Raw genomic sequence first — 19683 nt, 5'->3', positions numbered from 1 at the left:
GCAATATGGTTTGCCCGAACTATATTCAAGAGGCCGGAGATGCGTAGACTGGGGCCGGTCGGAGCGAGAGATGGATCAGGACGCGATCAAGGGTGAAAGCGTTGCCGAGAGCACCGCTCGCCATTTGAAGGATCTGATCCTCGAGGGTGCCCTCAACCCCGGGGATTTCCTCCTGCCGGAGCGCGATCTAGCGCTTCAGCTGAGCGTCTCGCGCCCGACCTTGCGGCAGGGCATCAAGATTCTGGAGGAGGAGGGGCTCCTCGTCTCCACACCCAACGGGCGCTCCGTGGCGGCCCTAGGGCGCGAGATCACCGATCCCCTGATCGCCCTGATCGCTTCCCACGCAGATGTGGTCGACGATTATCTGGAATTCAGGGCGACGACCGAGCGGATGGCCGCGCGTCTCGCGGCGGAGCGGGCGAATGCGGTGGATCGCGAACGGCTGACCGAGTGCATGGACCGGATCGACCGCGCTCACGACGACGGCGTGCAACGCGACGAAGCCGACGCGGATGTCGACCTCCACATTGCGGTCTACGAGGCGAGCCACAACCTCGTCGTCCTGCATACCATGCGGGCCTTATCCGGCATGCTGCGCCAGGGTGTCATCGAGAACCGTGAGAAGCTGTTTAAACGACCCGAGACGCGCGACCGCCTTCGCGCACAACATCGCGCCATCTATGAAAGCGTCATCGCCGGAAACGTGGATGAAGCGGGAAAGGCCGCAGAATTACACATCCACTATACGCATCAGGCCCTGAAAGAAATCAAGGAATCGGAGGCTCGACTTCAGGTTTCACTTCGGCGCCTGAATGGTGGGAGCGTTTCCAGCGGTAGAAAGTCCAAAATTTGAACACCATGCTCAGTGAAATCATGCATCTTCGATGCGATTCACGAGTGTCATATCAAAGCGGTGATGGGGCGCCCGACGGCGAACGGCGGCTCGACCCAACTCCCAGTCGCGGTCGACGCCGACCCGCTTGGCGCCCCCGCGAGCCAGGACGAGCGATGAGCCAAGACGAGCGATGAGCCAGGGCACGACGCCCACCCCCACCGCCGCTCACGCGGCGTTCGACGATCTCCGGGGTCCGACGATCGTCCGTTTCGAGTAGGGAGCGCATTCCGGCGACGACCGTCACCGCGTTTCGCGCAGCCACCTCCAGACGTGTTGCACCGTCCCCTGACCGCTGATCCGCTGGACCACCCGACGCTCGCCACGCCAAGCCTGGGGTTGGACGCCGTAGCGGTTGCGGAAGCTGCGGCTGAGCTGCGAGGCACTGCTGAAGGCGAAGACGTTGGCCAACCCGCCGAGGGTGCGCGTCTCCATGGGATCGGCAAGAGCGTCGCGCACCGCCCTCAGCCGCTCGCCCTGGACGAAATGCATCACGCCCCCCTCCGGCTCGAACAGCCGGTAGAGCGTCGCGCGCGAGACCCGCATCTGCCCGGCGATGAACTCGGGTGACAGATCGGGCCGCGACAGGTTCCCTTGCACGATGGTCCGGGCCAGCGCGCGCAGCCCCCCGTCGAGTTCGCGGCCTTCCAGCACGTCCGAGGCCTGCGAGGTGTCGAGCAGGCGGCGCAGAAAGCCGACGAATTCATGGGCGAGAGCCGGGGCCGCGTCGGCGCGTGTGGTCGGCAATCGGCGATAGATGTCGAGAATGCGCGCGGCCAATAGCCGGTTGCGGGCCGCATCGAAGAGCAGGCCGCGATCCTCGAGCGACAGCCCGTGGAGGCGGGTGGTGGGGACGGCGAGGCCGATCACATCGGTTCGGTCGAGCCTGCCATCGAGCAGGTGACGGCGGCCGATGAAGGTGACGGTGCCAGGCGAGGCCGAGACCGGCTTGCCGGCGACCGTGCCCTGGAAACGGCCGGACCGGTAGAGTTGGACCATGTAGTGGTCGGGACCGGCCTCGACACGTCGGCGGTCGCGCTGGAGCCGCTGGGTCGAGAGCAGCGAGCGCTGGGTGACGAGGTCACCGACCTGGTAGGCGATGTTGGTGCCGAAAGGCAGTGGGGCGGATGGCGTGGTCGGACTGACCTCGTACATCGGCGCCAGGAGAGTGCGCCATCGCTCGAAGGCTTCGCCGGGGGGCGAGGCCGACGTCGTCAGGTGGAAGTACGGAAGGCCCGCATCAGCCGTCATGTCGCTCGCATCCAACGGGCCTGATCGTCCGCCATCCAGTCTGCTCGGCAGAGCACGTTAGCGATGCGGCCCTAGGGAGAACAAGCCGATCGAGCGGGTGCGGTCCGGGCTGTACACAACCACCGCGAACACGATGGAAGGCCGCGATCAGCCGTCACGCGCTTGGATGCCGCCCATGCCGACGAGGGGCGATTCCAGGCGAGAGCCTCGATCGTTCGGGAAACTTTGGCCGAACCGGGATGGTTCGGCCAAGACGTGGTGCGGGCTTACGCCATCAGGAAGTCGAGGTGAGTCAGAGCCACCTTGTCGTGGTTGTCGATAACGGCGAACTGGATCGCCTTGGCGGCGGTGCCGCTGCCATCAGCATCGTAGGACAGGGTGCCCGTCGCCTTGTCGTAGAGAATGCGGTCATCGGCATCGATTTTCGCGCCTGCCACGCTGAGATCCTTGAACGCCGTCGCAGCGAGCTGGCTTTTCGAGAGCGCTGTGAAGACGGGCTTCGAGAGTTGGATCGTATCGTCCAAGGAGAAGTCGGTGATGTGGTCGATGTTGCCGGAGCCGAGCTTGGTGGAGAACACGAACGTGTCCTTGCCGGCCAGTCCCGTGAGCGTATCCGCCCCGAGACCGCCGTCGAGATGGTTGGCGCCGGTATTGCCCTTGAGGTCGTTGGCGAGCGAGTTCCCGGTTCCACTGAGGTTGCCGGTGCCCGTGAGCGTCAGGTTCTCCACGTAGGAGCCTGCCAGCGAGTAGGATACCGAGGCCTTGACGAGGTCGGTGCCTGTGCCGCCGCTCGCCTCGATGGCTTTGTCGCCGGCGTTGTCGACGATGTAGGTGTCCGAGCCGGCCCCGCCGATCATGGTGTCGGCGCCGGCCTTCCCGTCGAGCAGGTTCGCGCCGCCATTGCCCGTGAGGACGTTGGCGAGTGAGTTCCCGGTGGCGTTGAGATTGGCGCTCCCGGTGAGCGTCAGGTTCTCCACGTAGGAGCCCCCCAGCGAGAAGGACACCGAGGCCTTGACGAGATCGGTGCCGGCGGCGCCGCTCAGTTCGACGGCCGTGTCGCCGGCATTGTCGACGATGTAGGTGTCCGAGCCCGCCCCGCCGACCATGGTGTCGGCGCCCGCCTTCCCGTCCAGGACGTTGGCGGCGGCATTGCCGGTGAGCGTGTTGGCGAGAGCGTTGCCCGTCGCATCGATCGCGGCGCCGCCGAGAAGCAGCAGGGTCTCGACATTGGCCGCGAGCGTATAGCTGACGGTGCTGCGCACGCCGTCGGCGCCCTTGCCGGATGCCTCGACGATCAGGTCTCCGGCATTGTCGACCACGTAGGTGTCGTTGCCGGCCCCACCGCTCAGGGTGTCGGCGCCGCGACCGCCATCGAGGACGTTGTTGCCGCCGTTGCCGGTCAGATCGTTGGCGAACTCGTTGCCGGTCAGGTTGAGGTTCCGCGTGCCGGTGGAGAGCGCGAGCTTCAGGAACTCGATCTCCTGGCCGGCGGCGAGCGTGTAGCTGATCTCCGTCTTGACCACGTCGCGGCCCTCGCCCTTCGCCTCGAAGACGAGATCGCCGCTGTTATCGACGAAGTAGGTGTCGCTGCCGGTTCCGCCATACAGGCGGTCGGCCCCCTGGTGACCGTCGATGACATCGTTGCCGGCCAGGCCTCGGATCGTGTTCTTTCCGACGCTGCCCGTCAGGGTATCGCCGAAGCGGCTGCCTTCGAGGTTCTCGATCCGCAGGAGCCGGTCCTTGCCGAAGCCGGTCTCCTGCCAATCCTTCAGGTCGAGCGAAACCTTGACCCCGGCGGTCGCCGAGACGTAGCTCGCCGTGTCGATACCCGTGCCGCCATCGAACCGGTCGTTGCCGGCACCACCGTCGAGCCAGTCGTTGCCCGAGCCGCCGACCATGATGTCGTCGCCGCCCTTGCCCAGAAGCCGATCATTGCCGTCGTGAGGCGCGTCTTCGTACAGGTCCGGCGTTCCACCGCCGCCGCGAAGGGTGTCGTTGCCGCCGCTGCCGATGATCGTGTCGTTGCCCGCTCGGCCTTCCAGCGTGTGGGGCGCGGTGAAGCCCGGCCATTGTTCGAACGTCTCGGGAACATTCGGGTCGGCTTGGATGGTCCCGTCGACCGTTCCGGGCTTGTCGATCACCCACTGACCGCTCGTGAGCTGCTTCAGCGTGTCGACGGCCGTCTCCAGCTCCGTCATGTGGGCATCGCGGTAAATGAAGTTTTCTAAACGGGCTTTCGTATCACCCTGAAGATCCGTTCCAAGCGCGTACTTGTTAAAGAAGTCGCTAAAAGCAACCTGATCATTTATTGTAATGTTATTATAAAATGCATTCCCCGAAATGTCATCGCCTATATAAGATCCAAGGGTCAGGATTTTCTCGAGCTGATTAGCCTGGTCTTGCGTCAATTTCTCCACGGCCGCAATTCTTTGTGGCGCTACTTTGTTTCCCTCGTCATCGACGATCCAAGCATAAAAAATAGCGGCCCCGGAAACGTGAAGCACCAACTCGGTTTTGTAATTAATGAGATCCGGGAGCTGCGACTTATACGAAGAGACGGATTTTTCCAGTACTGCGATAGCGTCGGAGAGTTCATCTTTGGCGTCTCCAGACGTTGCTCCATCGCTGGTCTCGCGGATGACGTTCACCCGTGTCGTGAAGGCTGCCAACAGCGACGGTATGATCAAGGCGACGTCCGCCGTCGGGTTTTCGGCAAAGATCTGCGCCCTCGTCAGCGCATCGGTCGATTCCTTGATGGCGATGAGCCTTGAGCCCTCGTCACCTTTGAGCATGTAATCATTCAGAAAATTTTGGGCATTTCTGGCGCTGGTTTTGATATCCGTCAGAGCAAGGTTGTGCACCTCATCGGTGACCAGACCGATCTCTTCGAGGATCTGTACTCCCTGCTGGTATAGCTCATCCAGCTTGCCGTTCATTTCATTGAGCAGATCCAGGCTTGGGTCACCGTTGAAGACGCCGAACACTTCAAGAAGCTCATCGGGAATTTCGACCCCGGGAATCATGCCGATCAGATTGAGGGCTGTTCCCGTGAGCGCGAAGGCATCATTGAAATAGCCAACCCCTTTGATCCCCGATTTCGCGCCGGCCATTGTGGTTCCCCCCACAGTCAAGAATTTGAACGTGCCTAGCTCATTCCTCGATCAATTTGTACGCGCGGACGCTACTCACGCGCCCGAAACACTTGGCGCTGCGTCTCATCGCCTTTCGTGTTGCTCTCATGCCGCCGTCGGGTCTGCGCCAGGATCGGCGTGATCGGGCCGGTCGACGCGGGCGCCGCTGGTTTTGGGGGCCGCCGGAAAACCGGTTACGGTACGGTATCGGAAGCAGAGCCCCCCGCGAGCCAGGACGAGCGATGAGCCAGGACACGACACCCACCTCCACCGCTGCGCACGCGGTGTTCGACGTCGCCGCCGCCGTGGCGACCCTGCCCGAGGCCTGTACCACCATGGTGGCCGACCACCGGTTCGTCGATCAGCCGGCGGCGAGCGCCCGCGTGTTCCGGGTCTATGCGCCGACCCCGCCGCATAGCCACGCCTCCTGCGACGAGTATCTCTACGTGCTCTCCGGCCGCTGCATGATGAAGTTCGCCGACGAGCCGGCGGTGGAGGTCGGGCCGGGCAAGCTGGTGATGTTCCAGCGCGGGGTGGTGCATTCGGTGCCGGAGATCCTGGAACAGCCGATGGTGTTCCTCTCCGTCGACACGCCCCGCCGCGAGCCGCGCGACATCCGCTTCGTCTCGGACGGGACCGGCACGCCCGACAGCTTCATGCGGCAGTCGCAGCAGGCCCAGCAGCAATAGGGCAAGTCCCTATTCGGAAGAGGCTGGTTCCTCCTCTCCCCGCCGGGCGGAGAGAGGGAAATGCGCGCCCACCTTCGAGCGCAGGCGCCGCCAACCGATGAAGAGCCCCGTGATCACCAAGGCTGCGGCGAGAAGGTTGAGCAGCCACAGGGCGGCGTCTCGCGACGGCGGGTGGCCGACGAGCACCGGCAGGNNGAGCCGGTGCAGGGCCGTGAACAGCCAGCGGTTGGCGCGGCCCGACCGGTCGAGGCGGTTCAGGATCTCGCCGCTGCGCGGATCGACATGCAGCCACGTCGCAGCCGGATCGGCAAAGCGCAACCGCAGGACAGGGAGTGTCCCGCTCGTGAGCGGTGACCAGTAGAGGTCGTGCGCTTCCAGGCGCTCGACGCCCTCCAACCTCGCCCCCGCCATCGCCTCGCTCGCGGCGGCGAGGATCCGCGCCGTGTCGGGGGCCGCTTCGACCGCGTCCGCGCCGGTGCCGGAGAGGCCCATCGCGACCCAGCCCCCGCCGATGCGGATGAAACGCAGGCCGAGCGGCGCCCGTGAGCTGATCGCGCGAAGGCCGGCGGTATCGAGCCCGATCGGCGCCGGCGGTCCGGCATAGGCCTCGCGCAGGTCGGCGGGCGGTGCGAGGGAGGCGAACCAGCGGTTCGGGTTCATCGAGAGCCAGCCGCTGACGATGAAGGTGGTGAGCCCGATCCCGCCGACGAGCCCGGCGAAATGGTGCCAGCGCGCCATCCCGCGATAGGGCGTAACGCGCCCCCTGGCGTAGCGGTGCCGCAGGCGCAGGCGCCAGAAGCCGAGGACGAGCCCGGTGAGCGCCGTGCCCGCGGCGATGCCGGAAACCCACAGCACCACGTCGCGCCACAACACGGCGCGGGCGCGAAGCGGCGTGAGATAGACCCAGTGGGTGACGGCCCCGACCCAGTTCCATCCGCGCTCGAACCGCGTCGTGTCGAGGGCGATCTCGCCCGTCGCCCGCGAGACGTAGAGCTCGGTTCCGGCCGCGTCGTTCAGCGCGACCTTGTGGAACGGCCGCAGGGGATCGTAGCGCGCCGTCACCGTCCATTGGTCGCGCCAGACCCGCGTCACCGATGCGCCGGGGCCGGCACCGGCGAGGCGCCGGGCCGCCTCCTCGTCGACGGGCCCCGCCACGGCGCCTTTCCGCGCGGAGAGGGTGATGCGCCGGCCGTCCGGGGCCGACATCCGGTAGACCGGCACGTCGCCCCGCATCTCGAGATCGAGGCTGCGGGGCATCCGTGTTTCGCCCGACGCGGCCAGGGCCTCGTCCGGCGAGACCGCGACCTCCTCCCAGGCCATCGGGCGCAGCCGGGCGAGGCGTTCGGCCTCCGTCAGGCTCGGGAACGGCACGTAGAGCATCACCAGCCCGGAGCCGATCCACAGGGCGAAGAGCAGCCCGGTGGCGATGCCGAGCCAACGATGGCCGAGGATCAGCCATCGCTTCACCGGTTTGACGAGGCTCGATTTGACGAGGCTCACCATGCGACGCTGTAGGCGACCTCGAACGAGCGCGGTCGCCCGAGCAGCCAGTTGGTGCCGATCCCGTCTACGGCGTTGCCGCTGATCGCGTAAGTCTTGTCGAACAGGTTGTAGACGCGAAGGCTCAGGCGCGAGGCCGGGGTGACCTGATGGTCGAGGCCGAGATGGGCCAGGGTATAGTCGGGCCGCGGCGCGGTGTTGGCGAAATCGCTGAAGACCCGGCCGACATTCTGCAGCCCGATCCGGGCCTCCCAATCGCGGGTGAAAGCCCAATTGAGCCAGACATTGGCGACGCGCTGGGGCACGTCGACGGGCTGGTTGCCGGCATAGGAGACGGAGCCCTGCCGGAACTCGTCGTATTGCGCGTGGAGCAGGGCGAGGTTGGCGTCGATGCGCCAGCCATCGGGCAGGCGCAGGGCAAGCGCGCCCTCGACCCCGTGCGAGGATTGTTGGCCCACCTGCGTCGAGACCGTGGGCTGGCCCGGCACCGCCGAGATCAGGTTGTCCTTGACGATGCGGTAGCCGGCGACCGTCCATTCGAGGGCGCCGCCGAGGGCGAGGCCCTTGGCCCCGACCTCGACCTGCTCGCCGGTGGAGAGATCGAACCCGGATAGCGACTGCGACAGGCTGATGAGGCTGCCGACCGGATCGGTGGCGGTGGCGTATTGCACGTAGAGCGCCGAGTCCGGCGTCGGGTTGTAGACGAGGCCGAAGCGGTAGCTCAGCGCCTCGAACGAGCGCTCGAAGGTCGCCCCGGTGACGAGGTTGCGGCGATGCAGGGTCGGCGCATCGAACCGCACGCCGGTGAGGAAGGAGAGCTGCTCGCTCAGGATCAGCCGGTTCTCGGCAAAGACCGACGCCTGATTGGTGCTGGTGGCGTAGGCCGGACTCGCCCGGCCATTCGCCGGGAAAGTGCCCGGATCGAAATTGAACGGGTCGACACTGGTGACGAGGCTGCCGCCCGCGCTGGAGAAGTTGTTGGTGTGGCGGAAATCGACGTGGTTGACGTCGAATCCCACCGCGAATTCATTGCGGAAGCCGAACAGGCTGCCCTTGAACGCCGCGTCGAAGCGGTTCCCGACCTGTTCCTGCTGGTGGTAGATCTCGAGGTAATCCGAGCGGTCGATGAGCCCGGTGGAACGGTTGAAGCTGTATTGCTCGACATCGAGCCAATGGCGCCGGCTCTGCAGCCGGTAGGCGGTGTTGCGGATGGTGATGTCGGCGCTGGGCGTCCACTCGGCCTTGAGCTGGGTCCAGTTATCGGCCCAGGTCACCTTGGCGCCGTCGACATTGTAGTTGTTGTAGCGCAGGGCCTGGACGATCTTGCCGTTCACCAGGGGCGTACCCCAGTAGCGGGCCGGTTCCTGATAACCGAGATCGTGGCTCAGGGTGACGGCGAGATCCGGGTTGAGCTGGAACAGCAGCGCGCCCGAGACCGCGAGGTTGCGGAAGTCGCCATTCTGGTTCAGCCAGCCGCCATCGCGGTTGCCGCTGACATTGAGGCGGTAGGCGACCGCGTCGCCGATGGGACCGCCGAGATCAAGGGCGAGGCGCGCGAGCCCGTCCGACCCGGTGGCGACGCGGGCGGCGTGGATCGGGGTGAAGCTCGGCTTCTTCGAGACCACGTTGACCACGCCGCCGATGGCGCCGTCGCCGTAGAGCACGGAGGCCGGGCCGCGCAGAACCTCGATCCGCTCCACGTTCCAGGTGTCGAACGGGAAGGTCACGGTGCCGGCGCCGACGAACAGGCGGGTGCCATCGTAGAGCTGCTGGATCGAGTTCGGGCCGGCAAAGCCGCGGCTGGAGAAGGCGCCGTTGCCATTGCCCGGCGAGGCGATGGTGGTGATGCCGGTGGCGTTCTGCGTCACCGCCTCGACGACCGTGTTCTGGCCCCGGATGCGGGCGGTCTCGCCGCTGATCACGTCGAGGCTGGCGGGGGTCTCCAGCGGCGTCAGGCCGAGGCGGCTGGCGCTGCGGGACGGCGTGGACAGGTTGAGCCCAACGGGGCTCGCCCGCGTCAGGCTCACCCCCGTTCCCTCGACCGAAAGCTGGTCGAGGGTGACGGCATCCTGCCCGCGCGCCGCGCCGGCCAGCATGGTCGAGGTCGCGAGGGAGAGCAGCAGCGCGGCGCCCTGCCGGCGCGAAGCGGAGGGTAGCCGGATTGCTGGACGCGAAGGAGGGACAACGAGTGACGTCATGGTCGTTCTTGAAAACCGGATTGGGCGCTGGCCGGCGGCCACCATCCCTCTCGCGAAATCGTATGTTATAACGTTACATTATACCATTCACTAGGGAGTCGACGCGCGCGGGACCGGACGGTCTCGGGCTGCGGCGGCGCGGGATGGCGTCTGCAGCGGAAGGAACAGGGACGATCGGGCATCGAGAGCTGACGGCGGGCGCGGAACGGCGCAGTGGCACGTCACCGCGAACGAAGCCGATCCATGCCCGAGAGCATGCTCCGACACCCCACCAGGACACCCCGCCCGATGCGTTTCGCGTGTGACCACGACTGACGGCAGGTCTCCTGGCTCGCGGGTCGCGGCCCTCTCATCGTCTTCCCAGATGCCGGAGCACCCAGTGACGTGTTGATGATGGGCTCGCCGCTTACAGTTGCGGGGGCAGCCGCGGCATCGGAGCGAACTCCTCACCGCATTCCCTTTTGATCCTCCGGGGAGGAACCGTCACGGTCACGCTAGGCGACCGCGGAGAGCCGCGTCAACGACACCGGGGCAACACGGCACAAGAAAAACCCCGGATCTTTCGATCCGGGGCGAAGACGTCGATGCGGGTCGGCCTACCAGCGATAAGTGACCGAGCCGGTGATGCGGCGGCCGTCGCCGTAATTGCAGCCGACATACGTTCCGAGACTCGCGCAGGTGCCGACATAGACCCGGTCGGCCAGGTTGTTGGCCGCGACCTGGAAGCGCCAGCCTTCGTAGGAATACCGGATCGACGCATCCATCAGGAAGTAATCCGGCACGCGGATCGTGTTGGCGGCGTCGGCGAAGGTGTCGCCGACGTAGCGGACACCGAAGCCGAAGCCGAAGCCGCGGAACGGCCCCGTCTGGACGGTGTAATCAGCCCAGTTCGAGATGACGTATTCCGGGACCTGGATCGGCCGGTTTCCGACGGCGCTGCCGATCCCCGAGGGCGGCGTATCCTTGGTCACCTTCGCATTGAGGGCAGTGGCGGAGCTGATGAGGCGGAAGCCTTCCGCGAGCTCGATCGTGGCTTCGGCCTCGATGCCCTTCACCGCGATCTCGCCGGTCTGGTAATAGGCCTGCTGCAGCGGATCGGTCGAATCGAAGGTCAGGGCATTGGTCTTCTTGGTGTCGAACACCGAGACGAGCAGGGTGCTGTTGGACCCCGGCGCCTGATACTTCACGCCGCCCTCGATGGTCTCACCGATCTCGGGCTTTGCGGGCGAAATCGAGTAGGTGCCGGGAATGGCGGCACCGAGGGCGCTCGGCGTGCTCGTCTGAATGTAGAACGGCAGGACATTGAACGAGCGGGCGGCGGCGACGTAGGGCGTCAGGCCGTTATCGAAAAGGTACGAGAGGCCCACGCGACCGCTGTAGGATTCCGCATTCTGGTTCACGCCGAAATTGGTCGGGATCCCGTTGGCGATGCCGTTGGCGTTCAGGAAGGTTCGCACGGCGTCGATCGCCGGGTTCTGCACGTCGGTCGTCGTCTTCACCCAGTCGTAGCGGGCATTGGCGCTCAACAGGAAGCCGTTGGCGAACTTGACCTGATCCTGGGCGTAGATGCCGGTCTGCTCCTGCGACAGGTTGCTCAACAGCGTCCTGCGGAGTGGCCCGATGGCGGATCCGTAGCTCGGGTTCAGCACGTCGATCGGACCGACCAGCGTCGTCCCAGGGCCGCCGAAGAGGAAGTTGGGATCGAAGAACGACTGCGTCGGGCCGCCGAACTGGTCGCTCTTGTGCTTGATGTTGCTGTAGTCGACCCCGAGAAGGGCAGTGTTCTTGAACCAGTCGAACACGTGCTCGTGCTGGATCTGGGTGTCGACGGTGAAGACGCCGTAATCCTCGCGCCAGATCTGGGCCGAGCGGTTCAGCAGCGAGGGCGAAGCCAAATTGTTCAGCCCGGTCGGGTAGACGCTGTTGTAGTCGGTGCTGGCATGGGCGTAGCGCAGGTTCTGGCGCACGGTCCATGCGTCGTCGAAGCGGTGCGAGAACTCGTAGCCGGCCATGGCGCGCTCGGCCTTGAAGCGGCTGAAATCGGGCTCGCCGAGGAAACGGTCGCGCAGGTTCGCCTTCAACGGGTTCGAGCCGTTGGTGTAGTATTGCGGGATCAGGCGGTACTTATCGCCGGTCGTGTCCTTCTGGTAGCTGCCGAGCAGGGTCAGGCTGGTATCGGCGGAGGGCCGGATCGTCACGGCCGGCGCGATGTAGACACGGTCGAGATCAACGTAGTCGGACTGGGTGCCGCCGTTCCGCAGGAACCCGGTGATCCGGTAGAGGATCGTCTTCTCGGGGTTGGCCGGGCCGCTCAGGTCGAAGCCGAACTGCTTGCGGTTATAGGTGCCGTAGGAGCCGAAGATTTCGCGCAGCGGCACGTCGAGGGGCTTCTTGCTGACGAAGTTCACGAGGCCGCCCGGATCGTTCAGGCCGTAGAGACCCGAGGTCGGCCCGCGCAGGACGTCGATGCGCTCGATCCCGTAGGGCTCCTGCGGGAAGCCGGAGAAGCTAGTGATGGGAAGGCGCAGGCCGTCGCGATAGACGCCGCGGATGGTCTGGTCGAAGCCGCGGATGATGAGCTGGTCGAAACGCCCGTCATCGCCCTGGGGGGACGCGTAGACGCCGGCGGTGTAGGCGAGCGAGTCGGCTAGGCTCTGCGCGCCGCGATCCTCGAGCTGCTTCTGCGTCACCACCGAGATCGATTGCGGGATCTCGCGCAGGTTGGCGGTGGATTTCGTGCCGGTGGCGCTCCGGGAGACGATGTAGGAATTGGCCGCGGTCACGCTGTCGCTGGTGCTTCCCACACCGCTGCCCGAGCCCTGCACCGACAGCGTGTCGAGCTGGACCGAGGCGCTGCCCGCGCCCTGCGCGAGGGCCGCGCCGCTCCACAGGGCGGGGGACATGGCGAGCATCGCCACGGTCGAGACGCCGGCGAGGGACCGCGCGCCCTGACGGGTCTTGCGCGAGAACTTGCCGGAGGAGAACGGCATGGCATCAGACATAGAGAAGACCTTGGTCATCGAAAATAAAGCGCAGATGTGAGCTTGAAAGAGCGAGTCATCTCTGTTGCCGCATCGCTTGGAACGATTCAAAAACAAAGATCGCGTTTCGCCAAGACAAATCCACAGCGCGTCTTTGTCAGCAAGACGAAGTTGTACTGCGAATGCGAAAGTTCTGGTTGCGTTGCCCCAGGAACACATTCGTTCTTTGGAATAATTCGAGTCCAAAGGGTCTTACGGGTGCCCGGATACGCTCAGCGGCGGGCGAGCAGCCACATCAGGAACGGTCCGCCGACGAGGGTCGCCACCAATCCGGCGGGAAGCTGGTAGGGGAAGAACGCCATCCGCCCCACGAAATCCGCCGCGACCATGATCAGCGCCCCGACGATCGCGGCGCCGGCGAGTTGCGGCGCCGCGCGGGTGAGGCCCAACAGTCGCGCCACCTGCGGCCCGACGAGGCCGACGAAGCTCAACGGTCCCGCCACCAGGGTGGCGGCGGCGGTGAGGATCGCCGCCAGGGCGAGGATGACGAGGCGGCTGCGGCGCAGGCCGAGGCCGAGCGAGCGGGCGCTCGGGTCGCCGAGCGGAAGCAGGTCGAGCCAGCGGGTCGTCGCGGGAAGGCAGGCGGCCCCGAGGACGAGGACGGCCATGGCGGCCACGGCATCCTCGGGCGCCACCCGCGCCGTGGAGCCCGCCGTCCACCCGAGCAGCATCACCACGGAGGGATCGCCGCTGATCATCAGGATGGTGAGGAGGGCGCCGAAGCCGGTGGTGAGGCCGATGCCGGCCAGCAGCATCTGCTCGGGCGCGGTGTCGGCACGCCGGCCGAGGCTCGCGATCGCCGCGAGGGTCGCGAGCGCCCCGAGGCTGCCGGCGCCGAGCAGAGCCATCCGGTCCGGCGTGCCGAGGACGATCGTGACGGCGATGAGGCCGAGGGCCGCGCCGGAGCTGATCCCGAGCACTTCGGGGCTCGCCAGCGGATTGCCGGTGAGGCGCTGCAGCAGAGTGCCGGCGATGGCCAGCATCGCGCCGGCCGCGAGCGAGGCGGCGACGCGCGGCAGGCGCCAGGGGAGCAAATCTTCGAGACCGGCGCCGACGCTCCAATGCCAGCCGGCCATGTCGCGGCCGAGAACCAGCGCGATGGCGACGAGGACGGCCAGCGCCGCCGCTCCCGCCAGGATCAGGCGCCAGGGCCGCGCGCGGCGGTAGGAGGCGCCGTCATCCTGGTGATGCGGCGAGCCGACGCCGCGCAGGCGCGGCAGCAGCCAGAGCAGCATCGGCACGCCGACGAGGGCGGCGAGCGCCCCGGTCGGCACCTGTGCCACCGGGGCGAGCGCCAGGACCACGGAATCGGTGAGCCAGATCAGGGCGCCGCCGAGAAGAGGCGCGGCGATGAGCCGGTCGCGCAAGGTGCGCGTGCCGGTGAGCCGGACCAGGATCGGCGCGGCGAACCCGACGAAGCCGATGACGCCCACCCCCGCCACCACGAACCCGCCGAGCGCCACGGCCACCGCCACGGCGAGGAACCGGACCCGGCCGAGGGAAAGCCCGAGGCTCCGCGTATTCGCCTCGTCGAGGTCGAGCAGCGCGAGCGGCCGCACCATCAGCGCCACCAGGATCGCGGCCACCGCGAGGCGGGGCGCGAGATAGGCCGGCGCGCTCCAATCGTTCATGGCGAGCGAGCCCGCCCCCCAGACGAACAGGCCGAACAGCCGCTCCTGGTGCAGGATGACGAGGAGGGTCTGGATCGCCCCGCAATAGAGCTCGACCACGAGGCCGGCCAGCAGCAGCCCGAGGGGCGCGAAGCCCTTGGCGCGGCCGAGCGCGAAGACGGCGAGCACCGCCAGGGCGGAGCCCGAGAGCGCCACCGCCTCGCGGCCCTGGGAGAACAGGCCGGGCGCGAACAGGGACGCCAGCGCCAGAGCGAGCTGCGCCCCGGCCGAGATGCCGAGCGTCGAGGGCGAGGCGAGCGGATTGCGCAGAACCTGCTGCAGCACCGTGCCCGACAGGGCGAGGGCAGCGCCGGCGAGCCACGCGGTGACGATGCGCGGCAGCACGCTCTCATGCAGGATGACCTGGGCGATGTCGGTCCAGTCGGGATTCCACAGCGCCTTCAGCGCCGGGCCGAGCGGCATGTCGGCCGTGAGCGTGCGCAGGGTGAGCAGCGCCGCGACGAGGGCGACCGCGCCGATGAGGAGCGCCGTCCCGCCGATCCGCGACCGGCGCGGCGCGAGGGCGGACAGGCCGGGTTCGGCCAGCTTCACCTCAGCCACCGGGACAATCCCGCTTCGAGAGCCCGGCCATCAGTTCGGCGAAGCGCGCGATGGCCGGGAGGCCGCCGTAGAACCAGACCGGGGCCACCACGTCGACCTGGTGGTCGCGCACCGCCGGAAGCGTCCGCCACAGCCGGCTGCCGGCGAGCGCCTTGGCCGCGTCGGATCGGATCGGCCCGATATGGACCATGCGCGCCTCCGCCGAACCGGTCGCGAGCTGCTCGATCCCCACCGCCGTGAAGCCGGAGGCGTTGCTGGCACCGGTCCAGGCATTCTCGATATGCAGGCGGTCGAGCACGGTCTGGAACAGGCTGGTGCGGCCGTAGACCACGACGTTGCGGTGGTCGACGATCCAGACGAGGTAGGTCGGATGCCGCGCGGCCGGGCAGGCGCTCGCCGCCGCCTCGGTGAGAACCGCCTCGGTCCGCGCCTCCAGGGCCTTGGCCTGCTCGACCCGGCCGAGGCGCAGGGCGATGCGCATGGTCTCCGCCTTCGCCCGCTCGTAGGGATCGCCGGCCGCATTGGCGATCGAGACCGCCTCCGTCGGAGCGATGCGCGACAGGAAGCTGCCCTGCGTCGCCACCTGGATCGGGTTGCCGAGGATCAGGTCCGGTTTCAGGCTCGCCAGCAATTCGAGGTTCGGCTCCACCACGAGGCCGAGATCGACCACGCCGTCGGGGAGGGCCGGCGACACCACGGTTCGGTTGTAATTCTCGGGCTGCGTCACCGCGATCGGCACGATGCCGAGGCCGAGGAGCAGCTCCACGGCGCTCCAGTCGAGGGCGGCGACGCGCGGCTGCGCGGGCATCGCCTGCGCGCGGACCTCTTCCTGCGCAGGGATGTCCTCGGCCCCTGCGGGAAGGGCGGCCAGGATGAGGAGGAGGCAGGCCGCCGGTCCGGCGGCAGCCCTCCTAGCGCGCATCGACCGCGGCCAGGGCGAGATCGTCCGCGATGACCTTCGTCTCCGGTGCCAGGCTGGCGCCTCTGAGGGCGGGCGTGAGCGCGGCGATGGCGGCGGTGGCGGCGAGGCACAGGCCGCCGCCGGCCACCATGGCGATCCGGGCGGAGGCGAGATGGGCCGTGGTCCCCGCCTGCATGCCGCCGAGGGCGGGGCCGATGGATTCCTCCAGGACCCACAGGCTCGAGACGCGGCCGAGCATCGCATCCGGTGTCGCGCGCTGGATCAGGGCCGCGCGCAGGATGCCGGCGAGGCTCGCCGCGGCGCCGAGGGCGGCGAGGCAGATCAGGGCGGGGATCATGCCGTCGCTGAAGCCCAGCGCGATGCAGGCGCAGGCCCAGATCGCCACGCAGGCGACGAGCCAGCGCCCGGCGAACGGGCTCGCTCCGGCCCGGCCCGAGCCGAGGGCGCCGACGAGCGCGCCGACCGAGGGGGCGGCATAGAGCAGGCCGATACTGTCCGGCCCCTCGCCGAGACCGTGGGTCGCGAGTTCGGGCAGCAGCACGTAGGGCACGGCGAGGACCAGCGCGACGAGATCGATCAGGAGCAGGCTCAGCACCAGGGGCGAGCGGGCGATGTAGCGCAGGCCGCCCATGAAGCCGTCCTCGTCGGCGGCGAGCGCGGTGACCGGCGTCCCGGCGGCCTGTTCGGCGATCGGCGGCAGGGCGGGCAGGAACGCGAGGACGACCGGCGTGATCCCGGAGATGACGGCCACGGTGCCGTAGCAGGCGACGAGCCCCGCGCCGGCGGTGATGGCGCCCGCCAGGAACGGCCCGGCGATGGCCCCGACCTGCGCCGCGACGGCGGTGAGCGCGGCGGCGCCCGACAGGTGCTCGCGCCCGACCAGCGCCGGGGTCGCGGCCATGATCGCCGGCATGCCGAAGCCGAAGGTGGAGCCGCCGACCACGGCCGCGGCATAGATCGGCCAGACCATCGGCTGGTCGAGGCCGGCATTGGCCATGAGGATCAGGATGGTGAGAAGATGCGCGGTGCGCGACCAGACCATGACCGCGCGGCGGTCGTAGCGGTCGGCGAGCCAGCCGCCGACGATGAGCGCCAGCGCCATCGGCGCGGCCACGGCGGCGTTGAGCAGCGCGACCTGCAGCGACGAGGAGGTCAGCGCGTACATCTGCAGGCTCACGGCGACGCCGAGCACCCCGAAGGCGAGGAACGAGGCCGCCCGCGCCGCATAGAGCAGCCGGAACCCACGGCTCGCGCGCAGGGGAGACAGGTCGAGCATCATGGGATCATGCCGCCTCTGATGACGCTCTGTCCGGTCACGCCTCAATCCTCGTCCTTGGCGTCTTCGTCCGCGCCACGCCGCCAATAGGCCACGGCGAGATGCTGGTCACGGGTCAGACCGCAGGTCTTGCGCCAATGCGCCCGCAGCGCCTTGAACGCATCGAATTCGGACGCTGCCCAGGCAAAGACCCTGCGATCGCGGGGAAACGGGATCGCCCGGACCGCATCCGCCAGCAGCGTGGTCGTGCCGGGCGGGGCGCCGTTGCGATGAAGCCAGCGCAGTTCCAGCCCTTCGGGCCGGTCGAGATCTTGCTCGTCGGCCGGCCCGTCGACCTCGATCACCGCGATCCCGGCCACGTGGCGCGGCAACCGCCCGAGGATGCGGCCGACGGCCGGCAGCCCGGTCTCGTCGGCGGCGAGGCAGTACCAGTCCGCCTCTCCGGCGCTGCGGCCGCCGGGGCCGAGCAGCCCGACCGCGTCGCCGACCTCGGCGCGCTTGGCGAAGGAGGCGCCGGGACCGGCATCGTGATGCATGACGAAATCGATGTCGATCTCGCCGGCCGCCACGTCGATGCGGCGGATCGTGTAGGTCCGCATCGAGGGCGCACCCTCGCCCTGCGGCCAGACCGGAATGCCGTCGATACCCGGAACCGGCCATTGCGGCACGTGACCCGCCGGCGGGATGATGAGGTGCACGTGCATGTCGAACGCATCGTAGCGCGCGAGATCCCGGCCGACGAAGGTGATCCGGCGCATATGCGGCGTGAGATCGACGACGCGCCGCACGCTGATCTCGCGCAGGCTCGGCAGCGTGCGGTCCTCGCAGCCGTCCCCGGTCCAGACGATGGACGCGTCCGTGGCGCCGGGCATCTCCTGGAGATGCGAGGCGAGCATGAATTTGACGACGGCCAGCGAGGTCTCGTCGGTCGCCTCCGCCTTCAGGGCGAGCCCGCCCTCCGCGGCCACCAGGGTGCCGGTTCCGACATCGAAATCGACCCGGCCGCGTCCCGGCTCGTGGAACACCGGGATGTCGTGTTCGAGAAAGTGCTCGCACAGGTCCGCGATGTAGCGGCCGGCATCGTCGAGACGCACCTGCGCTTCGGAAGCCATGGGAATCCCGGAAGTCATGTCAGTCCCGGAAGTCACGGAAGCCGAGGAAGTCACGGAAGCAATGGGGGTCACGAACGATGCTCCACGGTGGCGGGTCGGTATGGGGCCGAGCCTCGGATTTGCTGCAGGCAATAGACCAAGACGAAATTGGAGACAACGCGTGCAAGTTCTAATTTATTCACCGCACTTCGCCGTATAGTACAGAAAAATTTCCATTCATGATGGCATTCATGAATAGCGATATTCGAACATTGCCTTCGATCGAGCCTCTGATCGCTCGATGAGCCGGCCATGGCCCTCTGTTCATCTCGCCCTGATCGCGGCGCCCCGGACAGGAGACCCGACGCGACGAGCCGCATCCGGTGCCGTCCGTCGAAGACGGACACGCGCGGCCATCGCGCACAGATCCTGCTCATCGAGCGCATCGGACTGCATCTCCTCGCTCGGACAAAGATTCGTTCCGGATTTTGACGATCTGATCTGGAATGATTCCGTCTTTCTCGGTGTCATATCGACAGACAGAAACACCACCCCATATCCTCGTCTGTCCAAGGCGCGACATCTCGGGTGAAACCGGGGCATCAGGTCTTGGCTTTGTCGTGACGAGACGGGAGAAAGCATGGCCGATATCGATTTTCGAGAGTTGCTCGATGCCCATTGCCTGATGCAGTCGGGCTGCTACGTCTCGGACATCGAAATCGCCCCCGATGGCGGACGCTATCTCTGGTCGAGCGCCATCCCGGAGCCGGGATTCAATGTCGGCGTCGAGACCACCGACCTCGGCTGGGTGCGCGAGACCTCCGCGAAGCGCGGTCGGCTGCCGGCCCTCCTCGTCACCGAGGACCAGGCGGGCGAATTCGCGACCCATCCCGACCTGCAGGCGGCCTTCCCGACGCGCTGGATGATCCGCGATTGCAGTCAGGCGCAGGCGCCGTCCCTGCCGGAAGGGCTGGCCCTCGCGGAGGACGAGACGGCGGCGCCCGGCGAGGGCTACCTGTCGGTCTGCCGCGGCCTCTACGACGACGCGGGCGTGAATGCGATCGCCGAGGCCGTGTTCCTGCCGGTGCTGCGGGAGGCCCGGCCGGTCGATGGCGTCGAGGCGCACCACCTGACCCTCAGCGAGGAAGGCGTCCCGGTGGCCTGCGCCTCCCTCTACCGCTCGGGGCGCCTCGCCGGTCTCTACAATGTCGGCAGTCTCGCGACCCGTCGCGGACGCGGTCTCGGCGCCCTGGTCACGCGGGCGGCGATTGAGACGGCGAGGCGGGCGGGCGCAGGGACGGTCCTGCTTCAATGCGTGGCGGGCGGCCATGTCGAGCGGCTCTATTCCGGCCTCGGCTTCACCCATGCGGCGAGCCCGACGCTGATGGTGTTCTCGCCCGGTCCCGCCTCGGTGCGATGACGGGAGTGCGGCGGTGCCGACGCTCTCCTCTCCCCGCGGGC

Annotated in this window: 12 protein-coding genes and 1 riboswitch; of the genes, 3 read left to right on the top strand and 9 right to left on the bottom strand. The window is 67.5% G+C overall.

Features of this window, described 5'->3' with window-relative positions; translation table 11 throughout:
- The first annotated feature begins 70 nt into the window (after window positions 1-70).
- Window positions 71-853, top strand: a complete 783-nt coding sequence (locus tag A3OK_RS0118925; protein WP_019906468.1) for an FCD domain-containing protein — start codon at window positions 71-73, stop codon at window positions 851-853.
- 282 nt (window positions 854-1135) lie between these two features.
- Here the strand turns inward: A3OK_RS0118925 and A3OK_RS0118915 are convergent, their stop codons facing one another.
- Window positions 1136-2143, bottom strand: a complete 1008-nt coding sequence (locus A3OK_RS0118915) for a helix-turn-helix domain-containing protein (protein ID WP_245259385.1) — start codon at window positions 2141-2143, stop codon at window positions 1136-1138.
- A 266-nt stretch (window positions 2144-2409) separates the two neighbouring features.
- Complete coding sequence (locus A3OK_RS23070; protein WP_019906466.1) at window positions 2410-5253, bottom strand: calcium-binding protein; 2844 nt, start codon at window positions 5251-5253, stop codon at window positions 2410-2412.
- A 263-nt stretch (window positions 5254-5516) separates the two neighbouring features.
- Here A3OK_RS23070 and A3OK_RS0118905 point away from each other — a divergent pair, with 263 nt between their 5' ends.
- Window positions 5517-5963 carry a cupin domain-containing protein gene (locus tag A3OK_RS0118905; protein WP_019906465.1) on the top strand — a complete coding sequence of 149 codons (447 nt, stop codon included), beginning with the start codon at window positions 5517-5519 and terminating at the stop codon, window positions 5961-5963.
- A 9-nt stretch (window positions 5964-5972) separates the two neighbouring features.
- Here the strand turns inward: A3OK_RS0118905 and A3OK_RS0118900 are convergent, their stop codons facing one another.
- The 7 genes from A3OK_RS0118900 to A3OK_RS0118870 all read right to left on the bottom strand — a co-directional run bounded on the left by A3OK_RS0118900 (window position 5973) and on the right by A3OK_RS0118870 (window position 18243).
- Complete coding sequence (locus A3OK_RS0118900) at window positions 5973-7466, bottom strand: PepSY domain-containing protein (protein ID WP_019906464.1); 1494 nt, start codon at window positions 7464-7466, stop codon at window positions 5973-5975.
- Window positions 7460-9661, bottom strand: a complete 2202-nt coding sequence (locus A3OK_RS0118895) for a TonB-dependent siderophore receptor (RefSeq protein WP_081631216.1) — start codon at window positions 9659-9661, stop codon at window positions 7460-7462. The genes A3OK_RS0118900 and A3OK_RS0118895 overlap by 7 nt, the downstream gene beginning before the upstream one ends.
- Window positions 9662-9959: 298 nt before the next feature.
- Window positions 9960-10161: riboswitch (cobalamin riboswitch) on the bottom strand.
- 96 nt (window positions 10162-10257) lie between these two features.
- On the bottom strand, window positions 10258-12663 hold the full coding sequence (locus A3OK_RS0118890) for a TonB-dependent siderophore receptor (RefSeq protein ID WP_245259384.1): 2406 nt from the start codon (window positions 12661-12663) through the stop codon (window positions 10258-10260).
- 251 nt (window positions 12664-12914) lie between these two features.
- Window positions 12915-14933 (bottom strand): Fe(3+)-hydroxamate ABC transporter permease FhuB, encoded by a 2019-nt coding sequence (gene fhuB, locus A3OK_RS0118885; protein WP_019906461.1) that lies wholly within the window; start codon window positions 14931-14933, stop codon window positions 12915-12917.
- The gene (locus tag A3OK_RS0118880; protein ID WP_019906460.1) at window positions 14926-15855 is read right to left on the bottom strand and encodes an ABC transporter substrate-binding protein; all 930 of its coding nucleotides are present in this window, start codon (window positions 15853-15855) and stop codon (window positions 14926-14928) included. The genes fhuB and A3OK_RS0118880 overlap by 8 nt, the downstream gene beginning before the upstream one ends.
- The gene (locus tag A3OK_RS0118875; protein WP_019906459.1) at window positions 15845-17134 is read right to left on the bottom strand and encodes an MFS transporter; all 1290 of its coding nucleotides are present in this window, start codon (window positions 17132-17134) and stop codon (window positions 15845-15847) included. Before A3OK_RS0118875 ends, A3OK_RS0118880 begins: the two co-directional genes overlap by 11 nt.
- A gap of 41 nt (window positions 17135-17175) precedes the next feature.
- On the bottom strand, window positions 17176-18243 hold the full coding sequence (locus tag A3OK_RS0118870) for a siderophore-interacting protein (RefSeq protein ID WP_019906458.1): 1068 nt from the start codon (window positions 18241-18243) through the stop codon (window positions 17176-17178).
- Window positions 18244-18862: 619 nt separating this feature from the next.
- Here A3OK_RS0118870 and A3OK_RS0118865 point away from each other — a divergent pair.
- Window positions 18863-19642, top strand: coding sequence for a GNAT family N-acetyltransferase (locus A3OK_RS0118865; protein ID WP_019906457.1), 780 nt, complete (start codon window positions 18863-18865; stop codon window positions 19640-19642).
- The last annotated feature ends 41 nt before the right edge of the window (window positions 19643-19683 follow it).

The organism is Methylobacterium sp. 77 (assembly GCF_000372825.1).
Lineage (GTDB): Bacteria > Pseudomonadota > Alphaproteobacteria > Rhizobiales > Beijerinckiaceae > Methylobacterium.
Note: the sequence above shows the minus strand (reverse complement) of the source record. Positions and strands in the feature narration are given on the sequence as shown.

What these genes read in the sequence shown, in the direction of transcription:
- A3OK_RS0118875 (WP_019906459.1), bottom strand. Translation starts at nt 17,134, where the DNA reads ATGATGCTCGACCTGTCTCCCCTGCGCGCGAGCCGTGGGTTCCGGCTG.
- A3OK_RS0118905 (WP_019906465.1), top strand. Translation starts at nt 5,517, where the DNA reads ATGAGCCAGGACACGACACCCACCTCCACCGCTGCGCACGCGGTGTTC.
- A3OK_RS0118915 (WP_245259385.1), bottom strand. Translation starts at nt 2,143, where the DNA reads ATGACGGCTGATGCGGGCCTTCCGTACTTCCACCTGACGACGTCGGCC.
- A3OK_RS23070 (WP_019906466.1), bottom strand. Translation starts at nt 5,253, where the DNA reads ATGGCCGGCGCGAAATCGGGGATCAAAGGGGTTGGCTATTTCAATGAT.
- A3OK_RS0118865 (WP_019906457.1), top strand. Translation starts at nt 18,863, where the DNA reads ATGGCCGATATCGATTTTCGAGAGTTGCTCGATGCCCATTGCCTGATG.
- A3OK_RS0118925 (WP_019906468.1), top strand. Translation starts at nt 71, where the DNA reads ATGGATCAGGACGCGATCAAGGGTGAAAGCGTTGCCGAGAGCACCGCT.
- A3OK_RS0118890 (WP_245259384.1), bottom strand. Translation starts at nt 12,663, where the DNA reads ATGTCTGATGCCATGCCGTTCTCCTCCGGCAAGTTCTCGCGCAAGACC.
- A3OK_RS0118870 (WP_019906458.1), bottom strand. Translation starts at nt 18,243, where the DNA reads ATGGCTTCCGAAGCGCAGGTGCGTCTCGACGATGCCGGCCGCTACATC.
- A3OK_RS0118895 (WP_081631216.1), bottom strand. Translation starts at nt 9,661, where the DNA reads ATGACGTCACTCGTTGTCCCTCCTTCGCGTCCAGCAATCCGGCTACCC.
- A3OK_RS0118880 (WP_019906460.1), bottom strand. Translation starts at nt 15,855, where the DNA reads ATGCGCGCTAGGAGGGCTGCCGCCGGACCGGCGGCCTGCCTCCTCCTC.